This is a genomic window from Nocardiopsis protaetiae, from assembly GCF_045446735.1.
In the GTDB taxonomy this organism is placed as follows: domain Bacteria; phylum Actinomycetota; class Actinomycetes; order Streptosporangiales; family Streptosporangiaceae; genus Nocardiopsis; species Nocardiopsis protaetiae.
In genome coordinates, this window is the sequence record NZ_JBJJBV010000036.1 from 15,004 (window position 1) to 41,471 (window position 26,468).

The window sequence follows — 26,468 nt, forward strand, 5'->3', positions numbered from 1 at the left end:
GGAACGTGATCGCGGTCACTCGGGACAACGATGTCCCGAAAGTTTCCGCGAGAGCACGCCGCCGTGTCAATACCCCCGTTCCCTTACATATGGAAAGCCGGAAAGGTCCCGACAGCGGCCATTGACAACGTTGACTCAGCGGGTGAAGGTGGGGGTCGTCGCCGCCCGGCGCCACCCCCGCCCCCGCGCCGGGCGAGATCGGAGGACCCCGTGCACCGACGTCCACGCGCCGCCCTGGCGGCGCCCACCGCACTGGCCGTGACCGCGGCCCTGACCCTCACCGGATCCGTGACCGCCACCGCCGCCGGCCCCGCCCCGGGCGACCCCCACCGCCCCGCCGTCCACTTCACCCCCGCCCGGAACTGGATGAACGACCCCAACGGGCTCATCCACCACGACGGCCTGTACCACCTGTACTTCCAGTACAACCCCGAGGGGGACCGCTGGGGGAACATGTCCTGGGGGCACGCCACCAGCCCCGACCTCGTCCACTGGACGGAGCGGCCGGTCGCGATCGGCTTCACCGGGCAGGAGCACGTGTTCTCCGGCGGCATCGTGTACGACGAGCACAACACCAGCGGCCTGGGCACCCCGGAGGACCCGCCGCTGGTCGCCGTCTACACCAGCGCCTACACCCCCGCCTCCGAGCGGCCCGGCGTCCAGGCCCAGTCCCTGGCCTACAGCCTCGACGGCGGCTACACCTGGGAACGCTACGGCGGCAACCCGGTGCTGGACATCGGGCACGGCGACTTCCGCGACCCCAAGGTGTTCTGGTACGGGGAGGGCGGGTACTGGGTCATGGCCGCGGTCGTGGCCACCGAGCACACCGTGCACTTCTACCGCTCCGAGAACCTGCGCGACTGGGAGTTCCTCAGCGACTTCGGGCCCGCCCACGCCGCCGACGGCATCTGGGAGGTCCCCGACCTGTTCGAGCTGCCCGTCGACGGGGACCCGCAGGACACCCGCTGGGTGCTCATCGTCAACCTCAACCCGGGCGCGGTCGCCGGGGGCTCGGGCGCCCAGTACTTCGTGGGCGACTTCGACGGGACGGCGTTCACCCCCGACCGCCTGGTGGACCCCGGCCCGCCCGCGGGCGAGGTCATCGCCGACTTCGAGGACGGGTACGGCGGCTGGGAGGTCGTCAACGACCTCGACGGCACCGGGAGCCCGGGTCCCTTCGGGGACGCCCCCGCGAACGGCACCCTGCCCGACCAGCAGCAGGTGCTGGGGTGGGTCGGCGACGGCCTGGCCAACACCTACCTGGACGGCGACGGGCCGCGCGGCCACGCCACCTCGCCGGAGTTCACCATCGGACGCGACCACATCAACCTCAAGGTCGGCGGCGGGCACCACCCCGACACCGGGAACGGCGGACACGCCTCGGTCGGCCTGGTCGTGGACGGCGAGGTGGTGCGCACCGCCACCGGGCGGAACACCGAGCACCTGGACTGGGTGGCCTGGGACGTCGCCGAGTTCGCCGGGCGCACCGCGCGCGTCCGGATCGACGACGACGCCACCGGGCGGTGGGGCCATGTGCTGGTCGACCACATCGTGCAGTCCGACCACCCGTAGCCGGGCCTGGCCGCCTACGACTGGCTCGACCACGGCCGCGACCACTACGCGGCGGTGTCCTTCAACGACGCCCCCGGCGGGGAGCGGATCACCATGGCGTGGATGAACAACTGGCAGTACGCCGAGGCCACCCCCACCGCGCCCTGGCGCGGGGCGATGGCGCTGCCGCGGAAGCTGGAGCTGCGCACCGTCGACGGGCGCCCGCGGCTGTTCCAGAACCCGGTCGACGGGATCGAGGGGGTGTACGGGGAGCCGGCCTTCCGGGCAGAGCACCTGGAGGTGGGCCCCGAGGGGTACGCCCTGCCCCCGGCCGCCCCGGGCACGGCCTACCAGGTGGAGCTGACCCTGCGCCCCCGGGAGGCCGGGGAGATCGGGCTGCGGGTGCACGAGGGCGACGGACGGGCGGCGGTCGTCGGCTACGACGCCCGGGAGCGGGAGCTGTTCGCGGACCGGACGAACGCCGGGGACACCGGGTTCCACCACGCCTTCCCCAGCCGCAGCACGGCCGGCCTCCCCCTGGCCGACGGGGCGGTGCGCCTGCGCGTGGTCGTGGACACCTCCTCGGTCCAGGTGTACGCCGCCGACGGCCTGGTCGCCTTCACCGAACTCGTCTTCCCCGACCCCGCCCACACCGGGCTGTCCCTGTACGCCGAGGGCGGCCGGGGATCGGTGGAGGACGTGACCGTCCGCCCCCTGGTCCCGGACGGCTCCGGGCACTGAGAACGGGGCGATGGTGAACAATGGGACCGTCCCGGGGTTCGACGACATCCGGGACGGTCCTGTCGTCGAAGCGAAGAAGATACGGGTGTCGGTGAACCACAGCGATGGCCCCCGGGCCGCGTCCGAACCGGTGCGCAGGGCCACCATGCGCGACGTCGCCGCCCTGTCCGGGGTGAGCATCAAGACCGTCTCGCGCGTCATCAACGGCGTGCCCTCGGTCTCGGAGGAACTGCGCGACCGGGTCACCCGCGCCATCGTCCAGCTGGACTTCCAGCCCAACCTGGCGGCCAGCAGCCTGCGCCGCACCGACGGCGCCACCCGCCAGATCGCCCTGCTGCTGGAGGACGTCGCCAACCCGTTCTCGGCCACGCTGAGCCGGGCCGTGGAGGACGCCGCCCGCGAACACGGCACCCTGGTGCTCGCCGGCAGCCTCGACGAGGACCCGCAGCGGGAGATGGAGCTGGTGCGCGCGGCCACCCTGCACCGGGTGGACGGCATCCTGCTGGTCCCGGCCGGTGACGACCACGGCTACCTGCACCGGGAGATCCGCAACGGCACCCCGGTGGTGTTCGCCGACCGGCCCCCGCGCGGGCTGGCCGCCGACGCGGTACTGGCCACCAACGCCGAGGGGGCGCGGGAGGCGGTGCTGCACCTGGCCGACCACGGGCACACCGAGATCGCGTTCCTGGGCGACGAGCACCGGATCAGCACCGCCGTGGAGCGGCTGGCCGGGTACCGGGCGGCGCTGGCCGAGCGGGGGCTGCACGAGCGGCCCGGCCGGGTGGTGTGGGACCTGCCCGACCCGGAGAGCGCGGCCAGGGCGGTGGCGGCGATGCTGGACTCCGGCGACCCGCCCACGGCCCTGTTCACCGCGCAGAACCTGGTGACGATCGGCGCCATCCAGACCTTGCAGGCCCGCGGCCTGCACGAGCGGGTGGCGGTGGTGGGGTTCGACGACTTCCCCATGGCCGACCTGCTGATGCCCCGGGTGACGGTGGTCGCCCAGGACGTGATGAGCATCGGGGCGCTCGCGGTGCGCCGCCTGTTCGAGCGCATCGCGGGCGACACCTCCCCGCCGCGCGAGGAGCGGGTGCCCACCTCGCTGGTCGTCCGCGGCTCCGGCGAGATCCCCCCGCCGCCCCGCTGACCGGCCGGGGAGGGCCGTGACGGCCCTCCCCGGGAGCGAGGGCGCCCACAGGGTTCTGGAGGCCCGGAGGAGACGTCTTCGAGGAGAAGAACCGTCGGCCGAAGGCCGCCCGTTGAGGGTGGCGGTGGGAGACGGGAGGGCGAGGACGTCGACGCAGGGCCGCTGCACCCCCTGAAACCCGATTCCTGTTCCCCGGGCGCCCGAGCACGGACCGAAGCGGAGCGGAGGGCCAAAAGGTTCGGCTAGGTCAGCGAGGAGTAGGCGACCACTCCGCGGCGGACCAGGTCGGAGGCCTTGCGGGCGGCCGAGCGCACGTTCTGGTCGCCGGTGGCCCCGGCGATCTGGCCGAGCATGTCCACCAGCATCTTGGCGGTGCGCACGAAGTCGCCCGCGGTCATGTCGGACTGGCGCAGGATCGCGTCCAGCCGGTCGCCGCGCGCCCACCGGTGGGCCGTCCACACGAACCCCAGGTCGGGGCGGCGCAGGAAGCTCACCCGGTGGCGGGCCTCCACCTCGTTCAGCTCGCCCCACAGCCGCACCATCTCGGCCAGGGTCTCGTCCACCTTCCCGCCGGGCAGGCGCGGGTAGGCCTCCTCGTTGCGGCGCGCCTCGTACACCAGGGACGCCGCGCAGGCCGCCAGCTCCACCGGGGACAGGTCCGACCACAGTCCCCGGCGCAGGCACTCGGCGACCAGCAGGTCCAGCTCCGAGTACACCTTGGCCAGGCGCGACCCGTCGTCGGAGACGTCGTCGCCGTCCAGGTACCCCAGATCCTCCAGCACCCCGCACACGCGGTCGAAGGTGCGGGCGATGACGTGGGAGCGGCCCTCCACCCGGCGGCGCAGGGACTCGGTCTCGCGGTGGAGCCGGTGGTAGCGCTCCGCCCAGCGGGCGTGGTCCTCGCGGTCGGCGCAGCCGTGGCAGGGGTGCTCGCGCAGCGCGGAGCGCAGCCGGAGCACCTCGGCGTCCTCACCCGCGCCGCGCGGGCCCCGCTCGTAGACGGGCTCGGTGCCCTGCTCCTTGAGCTTGTTGCGCAGCGTGGAGGCCAGGTCCTGGCGCGAGCGCGGCGACTTGGCGGAGAACGACTTGGGGATGCGCATCCGCCCCGACGCCTGCACCGGCACCGGGAAGTCGACCGCGTTGATCCGCTTGACCTGCTTGTCCACGGTGAGCACCAGCGGCGCGGGCAGGTCGTGGCGCAGCCCCGGGTCCAGCACGACGGCGTGGCCGGTGTGGCGGCCCGCGGGGATGCGGATGATGTCGCCGGGGCGGAGTTTCTCCAGGCTCTCCAGCGCCTCCTCCCGCCGCCGCGACGACCGGCTCTTGGACAGCATCGCCTCGCGGTCGCTCAGCTCCCGCCGCAGGCGCGCGTACTCCATGAAGTCGCCCAGGTGGCACTCCGCGGACGCGGCGTACCCCTCCAGGGCCTCCTCGTGCTTGCGCAGCTGCTTGACCAGGCCCACCACGGCGCGGTCGGCCTGGAACTGGGCGAAGGACTCCTCCAGCATCGTGCGGCTGCGCCGGCGCCCCACCTGGCCGACGAGGTTGACGGCCATGTTGTAGGAGGGCTGGAAGCTGGAGTTGAGCGGGTAGGTGCGGGTGCCCGCCAGCCCGGCGATGGTCTCGGGGTCGCTGCCCGCCTGCCAGACGACGACCGCGTGCCCCTCCACGTCGATGCCGCGCCGCCCGGCCCGCCCGGTGAGCTGGGTGTACTCGCCGGGGGTGAGCTGGACGTGGGCCTCGCCGTTCCACTTGTCGATCTTCTCGATGACCACGGTGCGGGCGGGCATGTTGATGCCCAGCGCCAGGGTCTCGGTGGCGAACACGGCGCGGATGAGCCCGCGCGAGAACAGGTGCTCGACGATCTCCTTGAACGTGGGCAGCATGCCCGCGTGGTGGGCGGCGATCCCGTTCTCCAGGGCGCGCAGCCAGTGGTCGAACCCCAGGACCGCCAGGTCGGCGCCGGGGATGTCGGCGCAGCGGGTCTCCGCGTACTCGCGGATGACCTCGGCCTCCTCCGGGGTGGTCAGGACCAGCCCCGAGGACACGCACTGGCGGACGGCGTCGTCGCATCCGGCCCGGCTGAAGATGAACGTGATGGCCGGCAGCAGCCCGAGGTCGTCGAGCTCCTCGATGATGGCCGGGCGCGAGGGCGGCGCGAACCGGCTGCGCGGGCGCATCTTGCCGCGCGAGCGCGACTGCGGGTGCCTTTTGCGGTGGGCGAGCTGGGTGAGCCGGGAGTCCTCCTCCGCGATGCGGGAGAGCCGCGGGTTGATCCGCAGGGTCTGCCCGCCCACGTGGATCTCGCGGGGCTGCCAGCCGCGGTCGCGTTTGCGCTTCCTGCCGCCCTTGCGGTCCCGGCCGCGGTCGCGGCGGCGGTCCCCGTCGCCGTCCTCGGAGTCCTCGCGGCCCTCACCGCCGGTGTCCCCGGGACCGGTCTCCTCCACCTCCAGGTCGACGAACAGGTCGTGGATGCGGTCGCCCACCATGACGTGCTGCCACAGCGGCACGGGCCGCTTCTCGTCCACGATGACGGTGGTGTCGCCGCGCACCTGCTGGAGCCACTCGCCGAACTCCTCGGCGTTGGACACGGTGGCCGAGAGGGCGACCATGCGCACCGACTCGGGCAGGTGGATGATCACCTCCTCCCAGACCGCGCCGCGGAACCGGTCGGCGAGGTAGTGGACCTCGTCCATCACCACGTACGCCAGGTTGCCGAGGGTGGCCGAGCCCTCGTACAGCATGTTGCGCAGCACCTCGGTGGTCATCACGACCACCGGGGCGTCGCCGTTGACGCTGTTGTCACCGGTCAGCAGGCCGACCCGGTCGGCGCCGTAGCGCGCGACCAGGTCGTTGAACTTCTGGTTGGACAGCGCCTTGATGGGCGTGGTGTAGAAGCACTTGGTGCCCTCGGCCAGGGCCTGGTGGACGGCGAACTCGCCGACCACCGTCTTGCCCGAGCCGGTGGGGGCGGCCACCAGCACCCCGTGGCCGTTCTCCAGGGCCTTGCATGCCCGGATCTGGAACGGGTCGAACTCGAACCCGTACAGCCCCTGGAACGCCTCGATGGCGGGGCTGGAGGCGCCCTGGCGCCGACGGAAGGCGGCGTACCGCTCAGCGTGACTACTCATATGGCTCCCAGCCTATGAGGTCAGCTCCAACATCTCGACCGACTTAGGCACCACCTCGCACACCAGTGACGGCTCCCCCAGGCGTTCCCCGTCGGCGTAGACGGGCACGCCCTGGGCCCGGATGGTGACGGTGCGGCCGCGTTCGGCGATGATCTCGGGCCGGTCGAGGTGCCCACCGGTGAAGACCAGGGGGAACAGCAGCAGGAAGCGGGCGAGCGGGGTCTCCCTGCCGAAGACCACGTCGAGGAGGCCGTCGTCGGGCTCGGCGGCGGCGCACACCTTCATGCCGCCGCCGTAGGAGGTGGTGTTGCCGACGGCGACGAGCATGCCGGGCTCGTCGATGACCCGGCCGTCCACGTCGATCTCGTAGCGGGCGGCCTTGAAGGAGCCGAGTTCGGCGAGGATGCCCGCGACGTATCCGGCCCGGCCGATCTTGAACCGGAACCCGTTGACGCGTTCGTTGACGCGGGCGTCGAACCCGCAGGCGAGCACGCTGAGGAAGTGGCGGCGGGTGCCGTCGGCCAGCTCGACCCGCACGCAGTCGACCGAGCGGGTGCGCCCGCGCAGGATGGCGGCGGCCACCTCGCGCACCGACCCGCGGGGGCGGCCGAAGGCGCGGGCGATGTCGTTGCCGGTGCCGGCGGGCACCACGGCCAGGGGGACCCCGGTGCCGACCACGCCCTGGAGGGCCTGGTGGACCAGCCCGTCGCCGCCCACGGCGACCAGGGCGTGCGGGGAGTCGGCGGCGGCCAGGCGGGCCAGGCGGCGGCTGTCGGCGGCCGACTCGCCGCTGTAGACGTGGACGTGCGCCCCGGCCTCCCGCAGCGCCTCCTTGAGGCGGACGGCGGTGACGGCGGCGCGGCGTCGGCCCGACTTGGGGTTGACCAGCAGGGCGATGTGAGGGGACGGCATGGGGGTCCTTCGCTACCCGGGGGCGGGGAGGGTGTACGGACGGCGCGGGGGCGTGTTCGGTGGATGCTTCCGTTCGGCTCGGCGCTTGCGCCGATCGATGGGAGCGGTTCCCAGGCAATCTCTCGCAAGGCGACCAGCTCGAGTGCCCCTACTGTGCATGCCTCGCAAGCTCGGCAGTGTCGCACAGCGGGGGCCCGCCCGGGGTTGGCTGACCGAGCGCAGGCGGCGCCGCGAGAGGCAACCTGGGGGCCGCGACCCGGAATGATCCGCCGAACACGCCCCAGGACGCCGCACACCCTCGCGCCCGGGTGTGCGCGGACGTCAGGAGGCGTCGGTCTCCTGGGCGGCCGCGGCGGCTTCCTCACGCTGACGGCGATGGTACTCCTCCATCGCCTTGGGGCTGTTCAGCGGGGAGGGGACCCATCCGACCTCGACGTCCACCTCGCCGCGCTGGATCCTGGCCTCCTCCTCGGTGAGGTACTCCTCCGGGATGTCGAACTCGCCGTCCCGGGCCCCCAGGACGAACGCCTCCCACTCCGCGGGGGTGAAGTACAGGGTGCCCTTCTCCGGCGACTTGCCGTCGCGGACCGCGCGGAAGCCGTCGTCGAAGGTGGCGACCTCCACGATCGCCTCCGAGTCGGGGTTGGACAGGGAGGAGCGCATCCACACCGCGTCGGTGGTGTCGTGCCACTTCTCGTTGCCCATGGCCTCGGGCGGGAGCTCCCGCTTGGCCTCGGTCTGCTCGCTCATCGGATGTCCTCATTCACACTCGGGGACGCCGTCCGGGGGCGGAAAAGCGGTCGGCGCCGGGGGCCCGGCGGCCCCCGACGCCGACCCTAGCGTGTACGGGAAGTGCTCAGGGGCGCTTGCCCGCTTCCTCCTCCAGGTCCGGATCGTCCAGGGAGGAGGGGGTCTCGTCCAGTTCGGAGACCTCGTCGTCGGACAGGTCGCCGTAGGGGTCGACGCGCTTGCGGCGGCGGTCGTTGAAGAACGCGAAGAGCTCGGCCATCTCGAACAGCAGCACCAGCGGTACCGCCAGGGCCAGCATGGAGATCGGCTCGGCGGGGGTGACGACGGCGGCCAGCACGAACGACCCGAAGATGATGACCCGGCGCCACTTGGCGATGGCCGCGTGCGGCAGGACCCCGATGATGTTCAGCAGGGCCACCAGCAGCGGCAGCACGAAGCCCAGGCCGAACATGGTCATCATGATGAGCATGTAGCTCAGGTACTCGCCGATGGTGAGGAAGGGCTCGGCGTCGTCGGGCAGGAAGCTGAACAGCACCACCAGCGCGTAGGAGGTGATGTAGTACGCCAGCGCGGCGCCGGCGACGAACAGCACCGCGGCCAGCGGGGCGAAGATGTAGGCGTAGCGCTTCTCGCGGGTGTGCAGCGCGGGGGCGACGAACGCCCACAGCTGGTACAGCCAGAGCGGCGCCGAGACGATGGCGCCGACGAACATCCACACCTTGAACGCGACGAAGAACGCGTCGAAGGGGCCGGTGACGATGAGGGAGCAGCCGTCCTGGGCCGCGACCTTCGACTCCGGAAGCGAGCAGTAGGGGGCCTTGAGGAACTCCCACACGTAGTCGTAGGCGACGTAGCCGACCACGCATCCCAGGGCGAGCGCGATCGACGCCTTCACCACCCGGCCGCGCAGCTCGCGCAGGTGTTCCATGAGCGGCATCCGGGCATCCGGGTTGACCGCCGGGCGTCGGGCCCTCATCGTGTGGTCACTCTCTTCTCCCTCGGGGCCGCGCACCCGTGGTGCGGCCGCCTGCCCAGGCGCGGCGCGCCCTCGGCGCCGCGCCCGTCACCGCGGCCTACGGGACCGCGCGAGCCTGCCGTTACTGCTGGTTGTTGTAAGGCTGCGGCTCGCCGGCCTCGTTGACGATGCGCTGGCCGGGCGGCAGCTGCGGGTACGACTGGGCCTGCGGCTGCTGGGGGGCGGCCTGAGGCTGCGGAGCGGGCTGCGACTGCGACTGCGTCTGGGCCTGCGGCTGCTCCTGCTGCTTCTGCTCGTCCTCGTTGTCCACCAGGCCCTTGCTCTCGGCCTTGAGGATGCGCGCGCTGCGGCCCAGGGAGCGGGCCAGGTCCGGGAGCTTCTTGGCCCCGAACAGCAGCAGTGCGATGACCAGGAGGATCAGGATCTCACGTGCCCCGATACCCATCCTTTTCACTTCCTTTCGCGGCGCGGATCAGGCGCCTTCGATGGTACGCGCACCGGACACGGGGTGGTCACCCGTCCCCGCCACGGCGGCGGGGGAGCGTGTGCGCCCCCTCGGTCCGGTGCTCGCCCGACGCCTGCGCCACCTGTCGGGCCAGCACGCCCGCCGCCCGGCGCACCCGCAGCACGAGGGCGCCGATGAGGACGCCTCCCACCACAAAAGCACCGAACAGGACAGTCAGGACGATCACGCTTGTACCTTATCCCTTTCGCTCCGACCTACACCCGGCCCCCGGGTGAACAACCGAGGCTCACTCGGGCGACGAATTGGTCTCGACCAATTTCTCACGGGATCAGGCCGAGCGGTAGAGCTCCAGGGTCCTGCGCGCCTCGGCCCGCGCCTGCTCCGCCAGCGCCGGCGGGGCCGTGATCCGCCCCCGCGGGCCCAGTTGCAGCGCCAGCCGCACCACCCAGGCGGGCGCGGGGGTGCGCAGCGCGGCGCGGACACCTCCCCCGGGCAGCTCCGCCACCGACTCGCACACGTAGTCCTCGGTGACCCACCGGGCCGGGGACTCCAGGTCCAGGGTGACCAGCGCGTCGCGTTCGGAGAGCTGGAGCAGCCCCCCGGACAGGTCGCGGCGGCCCACCCCCTCGGGGACCTCGGCCGGGTAGGGCAGTACCGTCAGGTCCAGCACCCGGTCCAGCCGGAACAGGCGCACGTCCTCGCGCAGCCGGCAGTACCCCTCCAGGAAGGTGTGGCCGTCCTGGACGACCAGGCCCATGGGGTCCACGTCGCGCTCGGTGACCTGGTCCAGGTACCCGGACAGGTAGCGCAGGTGCAGGCGCTGGCCCGACTCCAGGGCCTCGGCGCAGCGCCGCCGCGTCTGCTCGACCTGCTCGTCGCCGGAGTCCTCCAGGCGGACCTGCACCGAGTCGGCCAGCGAGCCCAGGGCGGTGCCCGCGGCGGTGCGCAGCTTCTCCGACACCCGCTTGAGGGCGCCCGACTCCAGGCCCTCGGCCTCGGGCAGCGCCTCCAGCAGCGACAGGCCCACGACCAGGCTGGCGGCCTCGTCGGCGGTCAGCCGCAGCGGCTGGGCGAGCGTGTCGGCGTTGCCGATGATGATCTCGCCGGTCTCCTTGGCGGCGTCCAGGTCCACGTCGATGAGGTCGCCGGGGGTGTACCCGGGCAGGCCGCACATCCACAGCAGGCTCAGGTCGGCGACCACCTGCTTCTCGGTGAGGCCGAAGTGCTCGGCCATCTCCGGCACCCGCACGTCGCGGCCCAGGGCGTAGGGCACGAGCATGAGCAGGCGGCGCAGCTGGTCGGCCGAACGCGGCCCGCGCGCCGGTCCGCTGTCCTCCGTGACCGGGGCGGCCGGGGCCGGGTCGGGCTCGGCCGGGGCGCCGTCGGCGGTCGCCGCCAGGTGCTCGGCCATGGCGGTGCGGGCCTCGGCAGGTTCGACGATGACGGCGTTGGCGCCGTAGGAGGCGACGTGCTCCACCAGGTCGGGGACGTCGACGTAGGGGACGGTGAGGACGTCCCAGCCCGCGTCGGCGCCCTCGCGCCCGCCCGGCACCACGCGCAGCGCCCCGCGGCGCAGGGCGTGGGCGGTGTCGGTGCGCACCCGCACGGTAGCGGTCGCCTCCGGCTCGGCGCGGTGCCCGGCCGCCACCGACCGCAGGTCGATGCCCTCGGGCACGACCACGTCGGGGCCGCCGCGCAGGATCTCGACCTCGCCGCGGATGCGGCCCAGGCGGAACACCCGGCGGGCGTCGCGCAGCCGGTCGTGGCCCACCACGTACCAGTGGCCGCGCAGGTTGACGATGCCCCACGGCTCGATCTCGCGCCGCTCGGGCTCGGACTGGCCGGGCTTGCGGTAGTCGAACGCGATGGGCCGCCGGTCGCGCACCGCCTGCCACACCGGCCCGAACGCGGGCTCGTCGGTGCGCATCGCCGGGGTCAGCCCCGGGGCGGCCTCGGTGTCCACCGGCACCCCGGCCGAGCGCAGCTTGAACAGGGCGTTGGCCGCGGCCTCGCCCAGGGCGGCGTGCCGCCAGGCGCGGGCGGCCAGGCCCAGCACCACGGCCTCGTCGGGCAGCAGCTCGATCTCGGGCAGCTCGTAGTCGGCCCGCGAGATGCGGTACCCCTCCTCGCCGCTGATCGCGTCGCCGGTGCCCACCTGAATGGGGATGCCGCTGTCGCGCAGCTCCCGCTTGTCCCGCTCGAACATGCGCTTGAACGCCTGCTCGCTCTCGGCCTCGGCGTAGCCGTACACCGTGCGGCGGATCTCCTGGGCCGTCAGGTGGCGGCGCGTGGACAACAGGCAGATGACCAGGTTCAACTGCCGTTCCGTCTTCCTGCGCGACATCGCCTGCACCCTCTTCTCGCCCGCGTGTGGAATGCCGTCGGCGGCGGGGCGCGTCGTCCCCGTACCGACTCAGCAACGAAGGTACCGTGCCTTGCATGATCCGGTGGCGCCGTGGTGAAGTCCGTGAACTCCTCCCGTCCTGGCCGGGGGTGCGGGTGTGCCTGGTCGCCGTGGCCGACGGGGCGGGCGGGGAGGCGTCCTGCCGGGCGATCGCCTACACCGGCCTGGTGGGCGACCCCCGTCCCGGGGACGCGGTGCTGCTCAACACCGGGGCCCTGGACCTGGGGCTGGGCACCGGCGGGTACGCGATGGTGGTGGCCCTGCCCGACCGGCTGCCGCCGGACCGGGAGGGGCCGGGGCACCTGGTCAAGGCGCGGTACACCCCGTTGCAGACGCTGGTGGAGGGCGCCGACGAGCAGGACTCCCCGCACCACGCGACGCTGCGCGACGCGGCCGGGGTGGCGGGCATGCCGGTGGTGGTCGCCGACCTGCACTCGTCGCTGCCGGCGGTGCTGGCCGGGGTGCTGCACGAGCGGCCCGGGGCGCGGGTGGTCAACGTGATGACCGACGGCGGGGCGCTGCCCGCCGCGTTCTCGCGAACCCTGGGGACGCTGCGCGAGGAGGGGCTGCTGGCGGGCTGTGTGACCACCGGGCAGGCGTTCGGCGGCGACCTGGAGGCGGTGACGGTCCACTCCGGGCTGCTGGCCGCCCGGCACGTGCTGGGCGCGGATGTGGCGGTGGTCTGCCAGGGCCCGGGCAACCTGGGCACGGGCACGCCCTGGGGGTTCTCCGGGGTGTCCTGCGGCGAGGCGGTCAACGCGGCCGCGGTGCTGGACGGGCACCCGGTGGCGGCGCTGCGGGTCAGCGAGGCCGACCCCCGGCCCCGGCACCGGGGGGTGTCCCACCACAGCCTGACGGCCTACGGGCGGGTGGCGCTGGCCCGCGCCGACGTGGTGGTGCCGCTGCTGCCCGGGGTGTTCGGGGAGCGGGTGCGCGCCCAGGCGGCGCCGCTGGGCGCCCGGCACACGCTGGTGCACACGGGGGTGGAAGGGCTGGAGGAGGCGCTGCGGGCGCTGCCGGTGAAGCCGTCCACCATGGGGCGGGGGCTGGAGGAGGACCGGGCGGCGTTCCTGAGCGCGGCCGCCGCCGGCCGCCACGCCGCGGCGCTCGTTTAACCCCCGTATTCAACCCCCGGTGCGCAGCAGGGTCTCCGGGTCGGGTGCCTGGCCGGGCACCGGGACCGGCCGGGCCGGGCTGAGCGCGTGCGGCGAGGGCTCGTCGAAGAACGCCCCCTCCCGGAACATGGCCAGCGAGGCCGGGTCGGCACGCACCCCCTCGTCCACCCGGATCACCTCGGGCACGAACACCGTCCCGTCCCCGCAGGTCACCCCCCACACACGCCCCGGCCCCGCCGACACCACCCCGCCCGGGGCGCCGCCCTGGACGCCCTCGTCCAGCGCCCCCGAGCACAGGGTGATGCGGCTGCCGCCGAACATCGCGAACGCGCCCGGGTAGGGGTCGGCCAGGGCCCGCACCAGGCGGTCCACGTCGCGGCCCGAGGCGGTGAAGTCGATGCGCCCGTCGCTGGGCCGGCGGCGCGGCCACACCGACACGTGCCCGCGCTGGGGCCGCCTCGGCGCGGTGCCCGCCAGCAGGTCGTCGATGCGGGCCGCCAGCATCTCGGCCTGGCGGCGGGCCACCCGGTCGTACAGGCCGGTGGCGGTGAGGTCGGGTTCGACGTCGAACCACGCCTGGTCGATGATGTCGCCGGTGTCGCCGCCCCCGTCCAGGTGGAACAGGGTGACGGCGCTGGAGCGCATGTCGCGCAGGATCGTCCACGGGATGGGGGCGCGGCCCCGGCCGACCGGCAGCGGCGCCGGGTGCAGGCCGACCCCGCCCCGGGGCAGCGCCTCCAGCAGGCGTTCGGGGACGGGGCTGGACCACCCGGCGACGACCAGCAGGGAGATGTCGCGGGCCGCGATGGCGTCGCGCACCTCGTCCGAGCCCAGGTCGGCGGCGCGCAGGTGCTCCAGGTCGTGGCGGCGGGTGACGGCCTCGTAGTCGACGTAGCCGGAGCGGTGGGCGAGTTCGGCCGGGTAGGAGACGACCAGGGCCGGCGGGCGCCCCTGGGCGCACAGTTCCTCCAGGGCGGGGATCCCCAGGCCCAGTCCCGACACGTAGCAGTAGCGCAGCCGGTCCACCACGGCCTCCCCCTCCGCTCGGCCCACCGTTGGCACGACTCTACGCAGCGCCGCGGCGGGGGCGCCGGAGGCGGCGGTTGCTCTGCGTGTCAGGCGTGCGCAAGGGGGCGCCCCGGCCGGTCGCCGGGACGCCCCCCTCACTGCGAAGTGCTGCGAAGTGCGCGAAGGGTCGCGGGGACGCTACTCGCTCTCCTCCTCCTCGGGGGACTCCTCGGCCTCGGGGTCGGAGGCCTCCTCCTCGGCGCCCTCGGCGGGCTCCTCCTCGGGCTCGACCGGCGGCGGGTTGTCGAAGGCGCCCAGGACGTCGACCACGAAGACCAGGGTGCCCGCCGGGGCGCCCATGGCCTCCTCCTCGGTCTCGCCGTAGGCCATGTCACCGGGCACGACCAGGAGCAGGCGGCTGCCCACCTGCTGGCCGACGATGCCCTCGTCCCAGCCCTTGATCACCGAGCCCGCGCCGATGGTGGTGTCGAAGGGGACGCCGCCGCGGCTCCAGGTGGAGTCGAACGCGGGGTGCTCGCCGTTGTCGTCGGCCTCCCAGCGCACGCCGGTGTACTGGACGATGACCTGCTGGCCCTCCTCGACCTCGCCGCCCGTGCCCTCGATGAGCGGGACGATCTCCAGGTCCTCGGGCGCGTCGCCCTCGGGGATCTCGATGGTGGGCTCGCTGTGGCCCGTCTGGACCACGGTCGGCAGGCCGTCGCCGCCGTCGGTGGCCTGCTCGCCCGGCACCACCGAGCCGATGCCGAACCGGTCCACGATGTCGACGACCAGGACGCTGGCGCCCAGCTGGGGTTCCTGGCCCATGGCCTCGGCCTGGGCCTGCTCCTCCGCGGTCAGCGGCGGGAAGACGTACACCGCGCGGCTGCCGACGGCCTGGTTGACCAGGACCGAGCTGATCTGCTCGGGCATGTCGGACATGCGGATGAGGTCGGGGGCGCCGGTCTCGTAGCTGGACTGGCCCTCGACCGGCTCGCCCTCGCCGGCGCCGGTCCACTGGAACTGGGCGACGTTGGCGACGAGGAGGTCGTCGGCGCGGACCAGCTCCTCCTCGCTCGGGCCCTGGTCCACGACACCGGAGAGCTCCTCCTCGGGGGGCTCGATGTCGGGGAAGGTGACCTCGGGAGCCTCGCCGACGTTTCCGGTGACGGTGGGCAGCCGCGAGTCGAGCTGGTCGTCACCCATCCGCATGAAGGCGGGAGTGCGCCACTCCTCGGGGATGTTTCCGCAGCTTGAGACCGTCAAAGCGATGACGGTCAGGGGCACCGCGAGGGCGGCGGCACGTCGGTGCATGGGTCACTACCTCTGTTTTCCGGCTCGGGACAGGGTCACACTACCGAAAAGCGCGACCGCCACCACCTCCCCCCGAGGCGGAACATCGGTAACAAAAGCTCACCGAGCGCACTTTTCGGAAGCGGCACGGTGACGGGAACGGCCACGGGCACGACACGGCCCCGGCGGCGGGGAACCGCCACCGGGGCCGTGGGTGCCGCCGGTCACATGCCGGCGATGAGCTTCTCCACCCGCTCGTCCACCGACTTGAAGGGGTCCTTGCACAGCACCGTGCGCTGCGCCTGGTCGTTGAGCTTGAGGTGCACCCAGTCGACGGTGAAGTCGCGGCGCTGCTCCTGGGCGCGGCGGATGAACTCGCCGCGCAGCCGGGCCCGCGTGGTCTGCGGGGGCACCGACTTGGCCTCGAAGATCTTCAGGTCGCCGACCACCCGCTCCATCTGGCCGCGGTTCTGCAGCAGGTAGAACAGGCCGCGGTCGCGGTGGATGTCGTGGTAGGTCAGGTCGAGCTGGGCGATCCGGGGCGAGGACAGGGACAGGTCGTGCTTGGCGCGGTAGCGCTCCAGCAGCATGTACTTGGCGACCCAGTCGATCTCGCGGGAGACCGCCTCCAGGTTCTGGGACTCGACCGCCTCCAGGGTGCGCTGCCACAGCTCCAGGACCCGCTTGCCGGTCGCGTCGGTGCCGTGCCGGTCGACGTAGCTCTGTACCTTCTCCAGGTACTCGCGCTGGATCTCCAGCGCGCCCGCCTCGCGGCCGTTGGCCAGGCGCACCTTGCGGCGGCCGGTCATGTCGTGGCTGACCTCGCGGATCGCCCGGATCGGGTTCTCCAGGGTGTAGTCGCGCATGACCACGCCCGCCTCGATCATCCGCAGCACCAGGTCGGTGGAGCCCAGCTTGAGCAGGGTGGTGGTCTCGCTCATGTTGGAGTCGCCGACGATGACGTGCAGGCGGCGGAAGCGCTCGGCGTCCGCGTGCGGCTCGTCGCGGGTGTTGATGATCGGCCGGGAGCGGGTGGTGGCGGAGGAGACGCCCTCCCAGATGTGCTCGGCCCGCTGGCTGACGCAGTACAGGGCGCCGCGGGGGGTCTGGAGCACCTTGCCGGCCCCGCAGATGATCTGCCGGGTGACCAGGAAGGGGATGAGCACGTCCGCCAGCCGCCCGAACTCCCCGTGCCGGCCCACGAGGTAGTTCTCGTGGCAGCCGTAGGAGTTGCCGGCGGAGTCGGTGTTGTTCTTGAACAGGTAGATGTCCCCGGCGATGCCCTCCTCGTGCAGGCGCTGCTCGGCGTCGACCTGCAACCCCTCCAGGATGCGCTCACCGGCCTTGTCGTGCGCCACCAGGTCCACGAGGCTGTCGCACTCGGGGGTGGCGTACTCGGGGTGGCTGCCCACGTCCAGGTAGAGGCGGGCGCCGTTGCGCAGGAACACGTTGCTGCTGCGCCCCCAGGAGACCACCCTCCGGAAGAGGTAGCGGGCGACCTCGTCCGGGGACAGCCGGCGCTGTCCCCGGAAGGTGCACGTGACTCCGTACTCGTTCTCCAGCCCGAAGATCCGTCGTTCCACGCGGCCTCACCAACTTCCCGTCACCGTCGGCCCGGGACGACGGGGTCGCGTCGTCCGCCGGCCGGTGCGGCGCCTCGGGAGCGCCGCACCGTTTCTGCTATGCGTCGTCCTCGGTGGTGGTACCGCCGTCGGCGGTCCCGGCGCCGGAGGCGGTGCCGCCGCGCCCCTCCTCCAGGAGGGAGACCAGGCGCGGCCCCTGGATGCGGCGGAACTTGCGGTGCGCCCTGGACCGCTCCAGGACGGCGACCTCCAGGTTGGCCGCCTCCAGTTCGCGCTCCTCGCCGTTCTCCCTGGCCAGGGCGTGGGTGGCGGCGTTGAGCGCGGCGGCGAGGGAGGCGTCGGCGGCGAAGCGGTCCTTGAGCGCCTGCGAGACGTGCTCGGAGGAGCCGCCGACCGCGACGAAGCCCTGCTCGTCGACGATGGAGCCGTCGAAGGTGATGCGGTAGATCTCGTCCCCGTCGGCGGTGTCGCCGACCTCGGCGACGACGATCTCCACCTCCCAGGGCTTGAGACTCTCGCTGAACACCGTGCCCAGGGTCTGGGCGTAGATGTTGGCGAGCTGGCGGCCGCTGACGTCGCGGCGGTCGTACTGGTACCCGCGCACGTCCGCGAAACGCACGCCCATCAGGCGCAGGTTCTCGAACTCGGGGTAGCGGCCGACCGCGGCGAAGGCGATGCGGTCATAGAGTTCGCTGATCTTGTGGAGCGTGCGGGAGACGTTGTCCGCCACCAGCAGGATGCCGCCCTCGTACTGCAGGACGACGGCGCTGCGGCCGCGCGCGATGCCCTTGCGCGCGAAGTCCGCCTTGTCCTTCATCTGCTGTTCGGGGGCGACGTAGAACGGCATCGACACCGCTGATCGTTTCCTTACCTAGAAGTCCAATGGGGCGGGGCGGCTCAGGCCAGCGGAGCGGTGGGGCCGTCCGGATGGGCGGCGCGGCCCTGGACCACCTCGGTCGCCAGCCGGGCGACGTCGTCGGCGGGCAGGCGGCGGTGGCCGTCCTCGGTGATCACGTCGACCAGGGGGAAGATCTTGCGGTGCAGGTCGGGTCCGCCGGTGGCGGAGTCGTCGTCGGCCGCGTCGTAGAGGGACTCCAGGGCGACCTTGACGGCGTCGGTCTCGCCCAGGTCCTCGCGGTAGAGCTTCTTGATGGAGCCCTTGGCGAAGACCGACCCGGAGCCGATGGAGTAGTAGCGCTGCTCCTCGTAGCGGCCGCCGGTGGCGTCGTAGCTGAAGACGCGGCCCTTGCCCTCGTTCTCGTCGAAGCCGACGAAGAGGGGGACCACGACGAAGCCCTGCATGGCCAGGCCGAGGTGGCCGCGGACCATCTGGGCGAGCTTGTTGGCCTTACCTTCGAGGGAGAGCGAGCGGCCCTCCATCTTCTCGTAGTGCTCCAATTCCACCTGGTAGAGACGGGCCAATTCGATTCCGAACCCGGCGGAGCCGGCAATGGCCACCGCGGAGAATTCATCCGTTCGATAGACTTTTTCCATGTCGCGATTGGCGATCACGTTGCCCTGTGTGGCACGCCGGTCGCCCGCGATCAGCACTCCCCCGGGGAAGGTCAGCGCGACGATCGTCGTCGCGTCAGGGGAGAGGTGCTCGGCGGCGAGCCCCTGTGCCGGCAGTCCGTGGCCGGGCAGCATCTCGGGCCTGACCTCTCGGAGAAACTCGGTGAAGGACGAGGTCCCCGCACTCATGAAAGCGGCGGGCAACCCCTTGCCCTCGAACCCTTCGAACACGCGACTCCCTCCACTCGCGCCCCGCCCCGACGCGGGCGGGACGCCTCGTCTTCTTTCAAGCCGACCCTAGCCGGGTCCGCGGCGGCGCCGACGGCATCGCCGGTGCGCTGTCAGCGAACCGCCGCGGTGACTACTCTCCGCCCTTCTGGACGAACTGCCGGACGAAGTCCTCGGCGTTGCTCTCCAGCACGTCGTCGATCTCGTCCAGGATGTCGTCGACGTCCTCGTCCAGCTGGTCCTTGCGCTCCTGAACGTCGGCGGAGGCCTCGACCTCTTCGACTTCCTCGTCGCGGCGCGACGCGTGCTTCTGACCGCCGGTGTCCTTCGCCATACCTACCTACCTCCCGTTCGGGGCTCTCGCCCTTATCTTGGCCCAACACCGGGCACCTCAACCCCCTTCCCGGAGCCCGATACCGGCTGGTTACCTCGCGCCACGGGGCGTACCCGGCGCGCCCGGCACCCCCGCTCCCGGGCGCGTCGCGCCAGGGCCGGGACCGAAGTTACCTACCGGTCACAGCCCTGACCTCACGGGTTACATCTATGCATCCGAACGGTCACTGTAGGCACCCGATTCCAGTGACCGCATCCGGCCACCGAACCCCCCTTGACACCGAACGAAAAGCCACCCGAAAACCCCGGGGCCACCACAAAAACGCAGTTCATCACCCCCGTCACCCTCCGCAACAACCTCCCATTCATCCGCTGTCCCCATCAACGGATCCAGAAGATCCCCGCCCGGGGTTCCGCTCGCCCGGACGACCACCTAGGGTGTGGACTCGTTTACCGAACGTCTCAAAAGCGGATGTTCGGTGAACAATCACCCCCATCAACAACAAAGGAGAGTTCAGGGTCCATGAGACCTTTCCCCGCTATCTCCGTGATAGGGACGGGAGCGCTGGCCTTCGGGCTGGTGTTCGCGCCGGGCGCCAACGCCGCGCCCGTCCCGGCCTCACCCGCACCCCAGGGTGAGGCGACCATGCTGGAAGCCCTCGCCAGGGACCTCGGCCTCACCCCGCCCGGGGCCGAAACCCTGCTGGAGGCCCAGGAAGAGGCGCTGAAGACCGACGCCGAAGCGGCCGAGGCCGCCGGCGACGCCTACGGCGGCTCACTGTTCGACATCGAGACGCACGACCTGACCGTCCTGGTCACCGACGCCGACGCCGCGGCCGCGGTCGAGGCGGCCGGGGCCCAGGCCCGGGTCGTGGAGCACGGTGCCGACGGCCTGGCCGAGATCGTCGAGGCCCTCGACGCCGAGGGCGCCCCGCAGGGCGTCACCGGCTGGTACCCGGACGTCGCCGGCGACACCGTCGTCATCGAGGTCCTGGAGGGCGCCGACCCCGCCGGGCTCCTGGAGTCCGCGGGCGTCGACCCGGCGTCGGTCGACGTCGTCACCACCGACGCGGCCCCCGAGCTGTACGCCGACATCGTCGGCGGCGTCGCCTACTACATGGGCGGCGGCCGCTGCTCCATCGGGTTCGCCGCCAGCGACTCGGCGGGCAACCCGGGCTTCGTCACCGCGGGCCACTGCGGCTCCGTGGGCACGTCGGCGCAGAGCTCCGACGGCAGCGGGTCCGGCGTGTTCGACCGCTCGGTGTTCCCGGGCAACGACGCCGCCTTCGTGCGCGCCACCTCGGGGTGGAGCCTGACCAGCCTGGTCAGTCGCTACGACGGCACGCACGAGACCGTCTCCGGCTCCTCCCAGGCGCCCATCGGGTCGGCGGTGTGCCGTTCCGGCTCCACCACCGGCTGGCACTGCGGGACCATCCAGGCCCGCGGCCAGACGGTCAGCTACCCGCAGGGCACCGTGCAGGACCTGACCCGCACCAACGTGTGCGCCGAGCCCGGCGACTCCGGCGGCTCGTTCATCTCCGGCTCCCAGGCGCAGGGCGTCACCTCCGGTGGCTCCGGCAACTGCACCTCGGGCGGGACGACCTACTACCAAGAGGTCACCCCGATGCTGAGCTCGTGGGGCCTGAGCCTCTCGACCGGCTGACCCGGAAACCCCCAGGACACCCCCGCCCCCGGCGGGGGCGTCCCCTTGCGCCCGGGGGCCGAGACCTCCGGCAGGAGGCCCCCTTTTTTGTGCCCGGGGCCCTCAGCCCCCGCCCGGCCATATCCGTGGTGTCCCCCGCTGCGGGGGCCGGGGCGGCAGGAGTCCTCCCGCCCCGGCCCCGTGGGGTTCCCACCTGCCCGGGGTTTCAGCCGGTGGGTGGGTGCGTGTGTGGTGTCAACGCTGTGGGGTGCGGGGGTGGTCTGTTCGGGGCCGCGGTCCTGACGGGCGTGCGGGGAACGGTTCCTCCGGCTCCAGGGGGTTTCCCACCTTCCCCGGGGTCCTTGGCCCCAGCCCGGTCACATCCCTGGCCTCCCCCGCCGCAGGGAGTGGGGGCGGCAAGAGGCCTCCGGCCCCGGCCCCGGGGGGGTGCCCACCCGCCTGGGACCTCAGCCCCAGCCCGTCCCCTCCTGGAGCCCTCAGCCCCAGCCGGAGGGCGTTGTGCCTCCCCCGCCGCAGGGGGTGAGGGCCGCACGAGGCCTCCGGCCCCGGCTCCAGGGGGTTGCCCACCCAACCTGGGGCCTCAGCCCCAGCCCGGTCACCTGCCCGGGGCCTTAGCCATAGCCGGAGTGCGTTGTGCCTCCCCCGCCGTAGGGGGTGACGGCAGTAGGAGGCCTCCGGCCCTGGCCCCGGGGGGTTTCGGTAGAGCGGGACGGGGCCCGGGCCCCAGGGGGTGAGACAGCAAGAGCAGGTTTCCCAAACGCCCGCCATCTGCGGAGGGCGGTGTAGGGGGCCGGTCTCGGTCGCGTTGGTCTCCACGGGTCACCCCTTGGGAACGTACAGACCCGGGCTGGGCGCGGAGCCGTCCCCACGGTACGAGGCCCGGCAGACCAAAAGGCGTACGCGTTGGACTCACGTCCGGGGTGGTGGGGGTGTTTTCCGGGGACGGGTCGGGGCACAGCGCACATCCCCGGCCACACAGGTCCACGGAAAGACGCTCCGACTGTGAAGCCGCGGTTGCACAGACCTCGCTTGAAAGCCCGACCACAGACGGGGTAACCCCCGCCGTCACTGCCCTCCCCGACCCAAGGGGGTATCGGGAGGAAAAACCACCACCCCCCGCCCCAGGGGGTGACGGCCGCAGGTATCCGCGGCATCAGCCCCAGATCGGAGGAAGGACCGGGACCTCCGCCACGGGCGGGTGACGGTTGTACTTGTCCTGGGGCCTGGGGCCTGGGGTCAGGGGTTTCGGGAGGTGGGACTGCCACCGGCACCACCGAAAGTGTGCACGCGGTCACCCCCTGTGGCCAGGGGGGCAATCGGAGCCGGGGTTTCACCCCCTGCGGCGGGGAGGGCGATCGGGGCGGGGGTTACTACGCCAGGTGTCTGGGCTTTCAAGCGAGGTCTGTGCAACCGCGGCTTCACAGTCGGAGCGTCTTTCCGTGGACCTGTGTGGCCGGGGATGTGCGCTGTGCCCCGACCCGTCCCCGGAAAACACCCCCACCACCCCGGACGTGAGTCCAACGCGTACGCCTTTTGGTCTGCCGGGCCTCGTACCGTGGGGACGGCTCCGCGCCCAGCCCGGGTCTGTACGTTCCCAAGGGGTGACCCGTGGAGACCAACGCGACCGAGACCGGCCCCCTACACCGCCCTCCGCAGATGGCGGGCGTTTGGGAAACCTGCTCTTGCTGTCTCACCCCCTGGGGCCCGGGCCCCGTCCCGCTCTACCGAAACCCCCCGGGGCCAGGGCCGGAGGCCTCCTACTGCCGTCACCCCCTACGGCGGGGGTGGTCAGGGATGTGACAGGGCTGGGGCTGAGGCCCCAGGTCAGGTGGGAAACCCCCTGGGGCGGGAGGCCTCGTGCAGCCGTTACCCCCTGTGACGGGGGTGGCCAGGGAAGTGACCGGGCTGGGGCTGAGGCCCCAGGTCAGGTGGGCAACCCCCCGGGGCCAGGACGGGAAGCCTCTCGCGGCCCTCACCCCCTGTGACGGGGGTGGCCACGGATGTGACCGGGCGGGGGCTGAGGACCCCGGGAAAAGTGGGCAACCCCCTGCGGCGGGGGAAGCGCAACGCCCTCCGGCCGTGGCCAAGGCCCCGGGAGGGTGGGACCCCCCGGGGCCGAGGCGGGAGGCCTCGTACTGCCGTCACCCCCTGCGGCGGGGGAGGCCAGGAAGGTGACCGGGCTGGGGCCAAGGCCCCGGGAAAGGTGGGAAACCCCCTACGGCGGGGGAAGCGCAACGCCCTCCGGCTCTGCCTGAGGCCTCCGGGTAGATGGGCAACCCCCCGGGGCGCAGGTGATGCCTTCGCCGACCCCCTGGAGCCGGAGGAACCGTTCCCCGCGCACCCGCCAGGGCCGCGACCCCGAACAGACCACCCCCGCACCCCACAGCGTTAACACCACACACGCACGCACCCACCCACCGGCTGAAACCCCGGGCAGGTGGGACCCCCCCGGGGCCGGGGGATCTGGTCGGTTCGCGCGCGCAGCGCGCCGGGACGCCTACGCGGCATCGGCCTTTCGGGCGCTCATGGCGGCATCATGACGCCCCGAGAACACAAGGGCAAGTGCTCGGATGATCCCAGGTGGTGACAGACCGAGAAAACGGGCATACCTGGCGTCACGAACCCACCGGGTTCGTTCCCCCCATCCCTTCCCACAAGGAAGTAGCCCCCCATGAAGTACTCCCCCGCCCTGGCCGCGCTGGGCCTGGTCGCCGCGATGCTCGCGGCGGCCGGCCCCGCGGCGGCCGACACCGCACCCGCAGCTCCCCTGGATGACGCGCTGGCCCGGGACCTGGGCCTGAGCGCCGAGCAGGCACGCGGGCTCCTCACCGCACAGAACGAGGCCGCGGAGGTCGACGCCGCGGCCATGGAGATCGAGTCCTACGCCGGGTCGGCGTTCGACGTCCGGACGCGCGTGCTGACGGTCCGGGTCACCGACGAGGCCGCCGTGGCGGCGGTCGAGGCGCTGGGTGCCGAGGCCGAGGTCGTCGACACCGATCCGGACGAGGTCGTCCAGGCCCTGAACGCCGCCGAAACGCCCGAGGGCGTCGTCGGCTGGTACCCCGACGACGACGGCGTGGTGGTGGAGGTGCTCCCCGATTCCGGGGTGACCGCCGTCGACCTAGGTGTGCCGGACAAGACCGTACACGTGCGCGTGGTCGAGGCCGAGCGGCCCTCGACCTACGGCCAGATCATCGGCGGCCACCAGTTCACCGTCAACGGCGGCCGCTGCACCATCGGCTTCTCCGCCCGCGGCGGCGGCAACGTCGAGGGCTTCCTGACCGCCGGCCACTGCGGCCGGGTCGGGGACGTCTTCCAGGGCCCCAACGGCCCCATAGGCGTGTTCCGGCACTCCGTCTTCCCCGGCTCCGACGGCGCGTTCGTGCAGGTCTCCCCGCCGTGGGTGGTGACCAACCTGGTCGAGCGCTACAGCACCACCTACCTCCAGGTGACGGGTTCCACGCCCGCCCCCGTGGGGTCGGCGGTGTGCCTGTCCTCGCCCACCTACGGCTGGCAGTGCGGCACCCTCCAGGCCCGCAACCAGACGGTGAGCTACCCCCAGGGCTCCGTGCAGGGCCTGTTCCGGACGAACCTGTGCGCGGGTCCGGGGGATTCGGGCGCCCCCATCGTGTCCGGAAACCAGGCCCAGGGGATCGTCTCCGGCGGTTCCGGTTCGCCCGGAACCGGGTGCACCACGTTCGGCCAGGAGATCAACCCGCTGCTGGCGATGTGGGGCCTGACCCTGGTCACTTCGTGATCCCAGGGATCTTTATCCGCGGATAAAGATCCGCTCACTCGGGGGCGACAACCCGCGTACCCCCGGGTGACCACCCACACAGAAGCGCCGGGCGGCTGTCCGATATCAGACGGCCGCCCGGTCCCTTTTCCCAACCGTTTGTCTCGGGACCGCCCCGACCCCCGTGGGAGCGCTTCCGACCCTACCCACGGAACCCCGTCGCACAAGGTCTCCGATCCCCCGGCCGGTGGCACTGTGACCTCAGTTGTTACCGGTATGTAGCCACCCGGTCACGACAGGGACCAAGTCCCCGTGGCCGCATCCGGCCACACTACCCCCCTTGAAATCCACACCTTTACTCGCAGGGTAACCGGCCGACTGCGAAAAAAGACAAGGTCGTTCAACCTTCGACTACCAACAGCCACCATGGAACCGAGTTTCATAGGATGATCCCTTTCCCACTTGGTCGCTTTCCCGGGAAAGCGGGTCTTTCCCTCGCCAAAGTGTCCACTTATGGTTTGGAATCGTTTACCGAGCGTCTCGGTGAACTTCGCCGGGTGGAGCAATCCCACCCCGCGAAAAGGGCGTCCACTCCCACCGGAGCGGAAACCCATCCCCCGTCAATCCCCCCTGGAGAGTAGGGATCATGCGACCCTCCCCCGTTATCTCCGCCGTCGGCATGGGAGCACTGGCCTGTGGCCTCGTGCTCGGCATGTCCCCCGGCGCCTACGCGGCCACCCCGCAGGCCCCCGTGGCCGATGACAACAGCGCCACCATGCTGGAGGCCCTGGCCCGCGACCTCGACCTGACCCAGGCCGAGGCCACGGACCTCCTGGACGCCCAGGAGACCGCCTTCGAGGTCGACGCCGAGGCCACCGAGGCCGCCGGCTCCGCCTACGGCGGTTCCCTGTACGACATCGAGACCCGGGAGCTCACGGTCCTGGTCACCGACGCCGACGCCGTCGCGGCGGTCGAGGCCGCCGGGGCCCAGGCCGAGGTCGTCGAATACGGCACCGAGGGCCTGGCCGAGGTCGTCGAGGCCCTCGACGCGGCCGATGCCCCCGAGGGCGTCCTGGGCTGGTACCCGGACGTCGCCGGTGACACGGTCGTGCTGGAGGTCCTGGCGGGCGCCGACGTGGCGTCCCTGCTGGCCGACGCCGACGTGGACGCCTCCGCCGTGGAGGTCGTCACCACCGACGAGGCTCCGCAGCTGTACGCGGACATCATCGGCGGCCTCGCCTACACCATGGGCGGCCGCTGCTCGGTGGGCTTCGCGGCCACCAACAGCGCCGGCCAGCCGGGCTTCGTGACCGCCGGCCACTGCGGCCGGGTCGGCACCGCCGTCACCATCGGCAACGGCCGGGGCACGTTCGAGCGCTCGATCTTCCCGGGCAACGACGCCGCCTTCGTGCGGGGCACCTCGAACTTCACCCTGACCAACCTGGTCTACCGCTACAACACCGGTGGCTACCAGTCCGTGACCGGCACCACGCAGGCCCCCATCGGCTCGGCGATCTGCCGCTCCGGCTCCACCACCGGCTGGCGCTGCGGGACCATCCAGGCCCGCAACCAGACCGTGAACTACCCGCAGGGCACCGTCCAGGCTCTCACCCGCACCACCGTGTGCGCCGAGCCCGGCGACTCCGGCGGCTCGTTCATCTCCGGTTCGCAGGCGCAGGGCGTCACCTCCGGTGGCTCCGGCAACTGCACCTCCGGCGGCACCACCTTCTACCAGGAGGTCCTGCCGATGGTGAACTCCTGGGGCGTGCGGATCCGCACCAGCTAGCACCCGCTAGTCGTCCTCCCCACCACGGTGACCCCGCCCGCGCCCGCCGCGCGTGCGGGGTCACCCCCGTTCCGAACCCGGCCGACGCCCCTGCCACCCCGAGCCCGGCCGACGGCCTTCCCGTTCCCCAGTTCAG

20 protein-coding genes are annotated in these 26,468 nt (G+C 72.4%); 7 read left to right on the forward strand and 13 right to left on the reverse strand.

Annotated features, from left to right (window positions below; all coding sequences use genetic code 11):
• Window positions 1-210: 210 nt before the first annotated feature.
• The 3 genes from ACJOT3_RS08570 (at window position 211) to ACJOT3_RS08580 (ending at window position 3,439) form a co-directional block, all read left to right on the forward strand.
• Window positions 211-1,572, forward strand: a complete 1,362-nt coding sequence (locus ACJOT3_RS08570) for a glycoside hydrolase family 32 protein (protein WP_406970627.1) — start codon at window positions 211-213, stop codon at window positions 1,570-1,572.
• 6 nt (window positions 1,573-1,578) lie between these two features.
• Window positions 1,579-2,292 (forward strand): glycoside hydrolase family 32 protein, encoded by a 714-nt coding sequence (locus tag ACJOT3_RS08575; RefSeq protein WP_406970659.1) that lies wholly within the window; start codon window positions 1,579-1,581, stop codon window positions 2,290-2,292.
• An 85-nt stretch (window positions 2,293-2,377) separates the two neighbouring features.
• Window positions 2,378-3,439, forward strand: coding sequence for a LacI family DNA-binding transcriptional regulator (locus ACJOT3_RS08580; protein ID WP_406970661.1), 1,062 nt, complete (start codon window positions 2,378-2,380; stop codon window positions 3,437-3,439).
• Between the two features lie 242 nt (window positions 3,440-3,681).
• Here the strand turns inward: ACJOT3_RS08580 and ACJOT3_RS08585 are convergent, their stop codons facing one another.
• The 7 genes from ACJOT3_RS08585 to ACJOT3_RS08615 form a co-directional block, all read right to left on the reverse strand.
• On the reverse strand, window positions 3,682-6,570 hold the full coding sequence (locus ACJOT3_RS08585; RefSeq protein WP_406970629.1) for a DEAD/DEAH box helicase: 2,889 nt from the start codon (window positions 6,568-6,570) through the stop codon (window positions 3,682-3,684).
• Window positions 6,571-6,582: 12 nt separating this feature from the next.
• Window positions 6,583-7,482 carry a diacylglycerol/lipid kinase family protein gene (locus ACJOT3_RS08590; protein WP_406970631.1) on the reverse strand — a complete coding sequence of 300 codons (900 nt, stop codon included), beginning with the start codon at window positions 7,480-7,482 and terminating at the stop codon, window positions 6,583-6,585.
• Window positions 7,483-7,803: 321 nt separating this feature from the next.
• On the reverse strand, window positions 7,804-8,232 hold the full coding sequence (locus tag ACJOT3_RS08595; protein WP_406970633.1) for a DUF397 domain-containing protein: 429 nt from the start codon (window positions 8,230-8,232) through the stop codon (window positions 7,804-7,806).
• A 106-nt stretch (window positions 8,233-8,338) separates the two neighbouring features.
• The gene (gene tatC / locus ACJOT3_RS08600) at window positions 8,339-9,169 is read right to left on the reverse strand and encodes a twin-arginine translocase subunit TatC (RefSeq protein WP_406970663.1); all 831 of its coding nucleotides are present in this window, start codon (window positions 9,167-9,169) and stop codon (window positions 8,339-8,341) included.
• A gap of 160 nt (window positions 9,170-9,329) precedes the next feature.
• Window positions 9,330-9,653 (reverse strand): Sec-independent protein translocase subunit TatA, encoded by a 324-nt coding sequence (tatA, locus tag ACJOT3_RS08605; RefSeq protein WP_406970635.1) that lies wholly within the window; start codon window positions 9,651-9,653, stop codon window positions 9,330-9,332.
• 67 nt (window positions 9,654-9,720) lie between these two features.
• A complete protein-coding gene (locus ACJOT3_RS08610) occupies window positions 9,721-9,900 on the reverse strand; it encodes a hypothetical protein (RefSeq protein ID WP_406970637.1) in 180 nt (59 codons plus the stop codon).
• 102 nt (window positions 9,901-10,002) lie between these two features.
• Window positions 10,003-12,018, reverse strand: a complete 2,016-nt coding sequence (locus ACJOT3_RS08615; protein WP_406970639.1) for a helix-turn-helix transcriptional regulator — start codon at window positions 12,016-12,018, stop codon at window positions 10,003-10,005.
• Window positions 12,019-12,113: 95 nt separating this feature from the next.
• Here ACJOT3_RS08615 and ACJOT3_RS08620 point away from each other — a divergent pair, with 95 nt between their 5' ends.
• Entirely contained in the window at window positions 12,114-13,193 is a 1,080-nt protein-coding gene (locus ACJOT3_RS08620; protein WP_406970641.1) for a DUF3866 family protein, read from the forward strand.
• Window positions 13,194-13,202: 9 nt separating this feature from the next.
• On the opposite strand, the gene ACJOT3_RS08625 is transcribed toward ACJOT3_RS08620, so the two are convergent.
• From ACJOT3_RS08625 to ACJOT3_RS08650, 6 genes are all read right to left on the reverse strand, one after another.
• Window positions 13,203-14,222: a methionyl-tRNA formyltransferase gene (locus ACJOT3_RS08625; protein WP_406970665.1), complete on the reverse strand. Its 1,020-nt coding sequence runs from the start codon at window positions 14,220-14,222 to the stop codon at window positions 13,203-13,205.
• A 177-nt stretch (window positions 14,223-14,399) separates the two neighbouring features.
• Window positions 14,400-15,512: an FKBP-type peptidyl-prolyl cis-trans isomerase gene (locus ACJOT3_RS08630; RefSeq protein WP_406970643.1), complete on the reverse strand. Its 1,113-nt coding sequence runs from the start codon at window positions 15,510-15,512 to the stop codon at window positions 14,400-14,402.
• 203 nt (window positions 15,513-15,715) lie between these two features.
• The gene (pafA, locus tag ACJOT3_RS08635) at window positions 15,716-17,074 is read right to left on the reverse strand and encodes a Pup--protein ligase (RefSeq protein WP_406970645.1); all 1,359 of its coding nucleotides are present in this window, start codon (window positions 17,072-17,074) and stop codon (window positions 15,716-15,718) included.
• Window positions 17,075-17,171: 97 nt separating this feature from the next.
• The gene (gene prcA, locus ACJOT3_RS08640) at window positions 17,172-17,927 is read right to left on the reverse strand and encodes a proteasome subunit alpha (RefSeq protein ID WP_406970647.1); all 756 of its coding nucleotides are present in this window, start codon (window positions 17,925-17,927) and stop codon (window positions 17,172-17,174) included.
• 44 nt (window positions 17,928-17,971) lie between these two features.
• Entirely contained in the window at window positions 17,972-18,817 is an 846-nt protein-coding gene (gene prcB / locus ACJOT3_RS08645; protein WP_406970649.1) for a proteasome subunit beta, read from the reverse strand.
• A 130-nt stretch (window positions 18,818-18,947) separates the two neighbouring features.
• Window positions 18,948-19,148 carry a ubiquitin-like protein Pup gene (locus tag ACJOT3_RS08650; protein ID WP_406970651.1) on the reverse strand — a complete coding sequence of 67 codons (201 nt, stop codon included), beginning with the start codon at window positions 19,146-19,148 and terminating at the stop codon, window positions 18,948-18,950.
• Window positions 19,149-19,670: 522 nt separating this feature from the next.
• Here ACJOT3_RS08650 and ACJOT3_RS08655 point away from each other — a divergent pair.
• The 3 genes from ACJOT3_RS08655 (at window position 19,671) to ACJOT3_RS08665 (ending at window position 26,332) form a co-directional block, all read left to right on the forward strand.
• Window positions 19,671-20,810, forward strand: a complete 1,140-nt coding sequence (locus ACJOT3_RS08655) for a S1 family peptidase (RefSeq protein ID WP_406970653.1) — start codon at window positions 19,671-19,673, stop codon at window positions 20,808-20,810.
• A 2,671-nt stretch (window positions 20,811-23,481) separates the two neighbouring features.
• On the forward strand, window positions 23,482-24,567 hold the full coding sequence (locus tag ACJOT3_RS08660; protein ID WP_406970655.1) for a S1 family peptidase: 1,086 nt from the start codon (window positions 23,482-23,484) through the stop codon (window positions 24,565-24,567).
• 625 nt (window positions 24,568-25,192) lie between these two features.
• Window positions 25,193-26,332, forward strand: coding sequence for a S1 family peptidase (locus ACJOT3_RS08665; RefSeq protein ID WP_406970657.1), 1,140 nt, complete (start codon window positions 25,193-25,195; stop codon window positions 26,330-26,332).
• Window positions 26,333-26,468: the final 136 nt, after the last annotated feature.

What these genes read in the sequence shown, in the direction of transcription:
- ACJOT3_RS08620 (WP_406970641.1), top strand. Translation starts at nt 12,114, where the DNA reads ATGATCCGGTGGCGCCGTGGTGAAGTCCGTGAACTCCTCCCGTCCTGG.
- ACJOT3_RS08650 (WP_406970651.1), bottom strand. Translation starts at nt 19,148, where the DNA reads ATGGCGAAGGACACCGGCGGTCAGAAGCACGCGTCGCGCCGCGACGAG.
- ACJOT3_RS08615 (WP_406970639.1), bottom strand. Translation starts at nt 12,018, where the DNA reads ATGTCGCGCAGGAAGACGGAACGGCAGTTGAACCTGGTCATCTGCCTG.
- tatC (WP_406970663.1), bottom strand. Translation starts at nt 9,169, where the DNA reads ATGCCGCTCATGGAACACCTGCGCGAGCTGCGCGGCCGGGTGGTGAAG.
- ACJOT3_RS08595 (WP_406970633.1), bottom strand. Translation starts at nt 8,232, where the DNA reads ATGAGCGAGCAGACCGAGGCCAAGCGGGAGCTCCCGCCCGAGGCCATG.
- ACJOT3_RS08660 (WP_406970655.1), top strand. Translation starts at nt 23,482, where the DNA reads ATGAAGTACTCCCCCGCCCTGGCCGCGCTGGGCCTGGTCGCCGCGATG.
- ACJOT3_RS08630 (WP_406970643.1), bottom strand. Translation starts at nt 15,512, where the DNA reads ATGCACCGACGTGCCGCCGCCCTCGCGGTGCCCCTGACCGTCATCGCT.
- ACJOT3_RS08665 (WP_406970657.1), top strand. Translation starts at nt 25,193, where the DNA reads ATGCGACCCTCCCCCGTTATCTCCGCCGTCGGCATGGGAGCACTGGCC.
- ACJOT3_RS08590 (WP_406970631.1), bottom strand. Translation starts at nt 7,482, where the DNA reads ATGCCGTCCCCTCACATCGCCCTGCTGGTCAACCCCAAGTCGGGCCGA.
- tatA (WP_406970635.1), bottom strand. Translation starts at nt 9,653, where the DNA reads ATGGGTATCGGGGCACGTGAGATCCTGATCCTCCTGGTCATCGCACTG.
- ACJOT3_RS08655 (WP_406970653.1), top strand. Translation starts at nt 19,671, where the DNA reads ATGAGACCTTTCCCCGCTATCTCCGTGATAGGGACGGGAGCGCTGGCC.
- ACJOT3_RS08585 (WP_406970629.1), bottom strand. Translation starts at nt 6,570, where the DNA reads ATGAGTAGTCACGCTGAGCGGTACGCCGCCTTCCGTCGGCGCCAGGGC.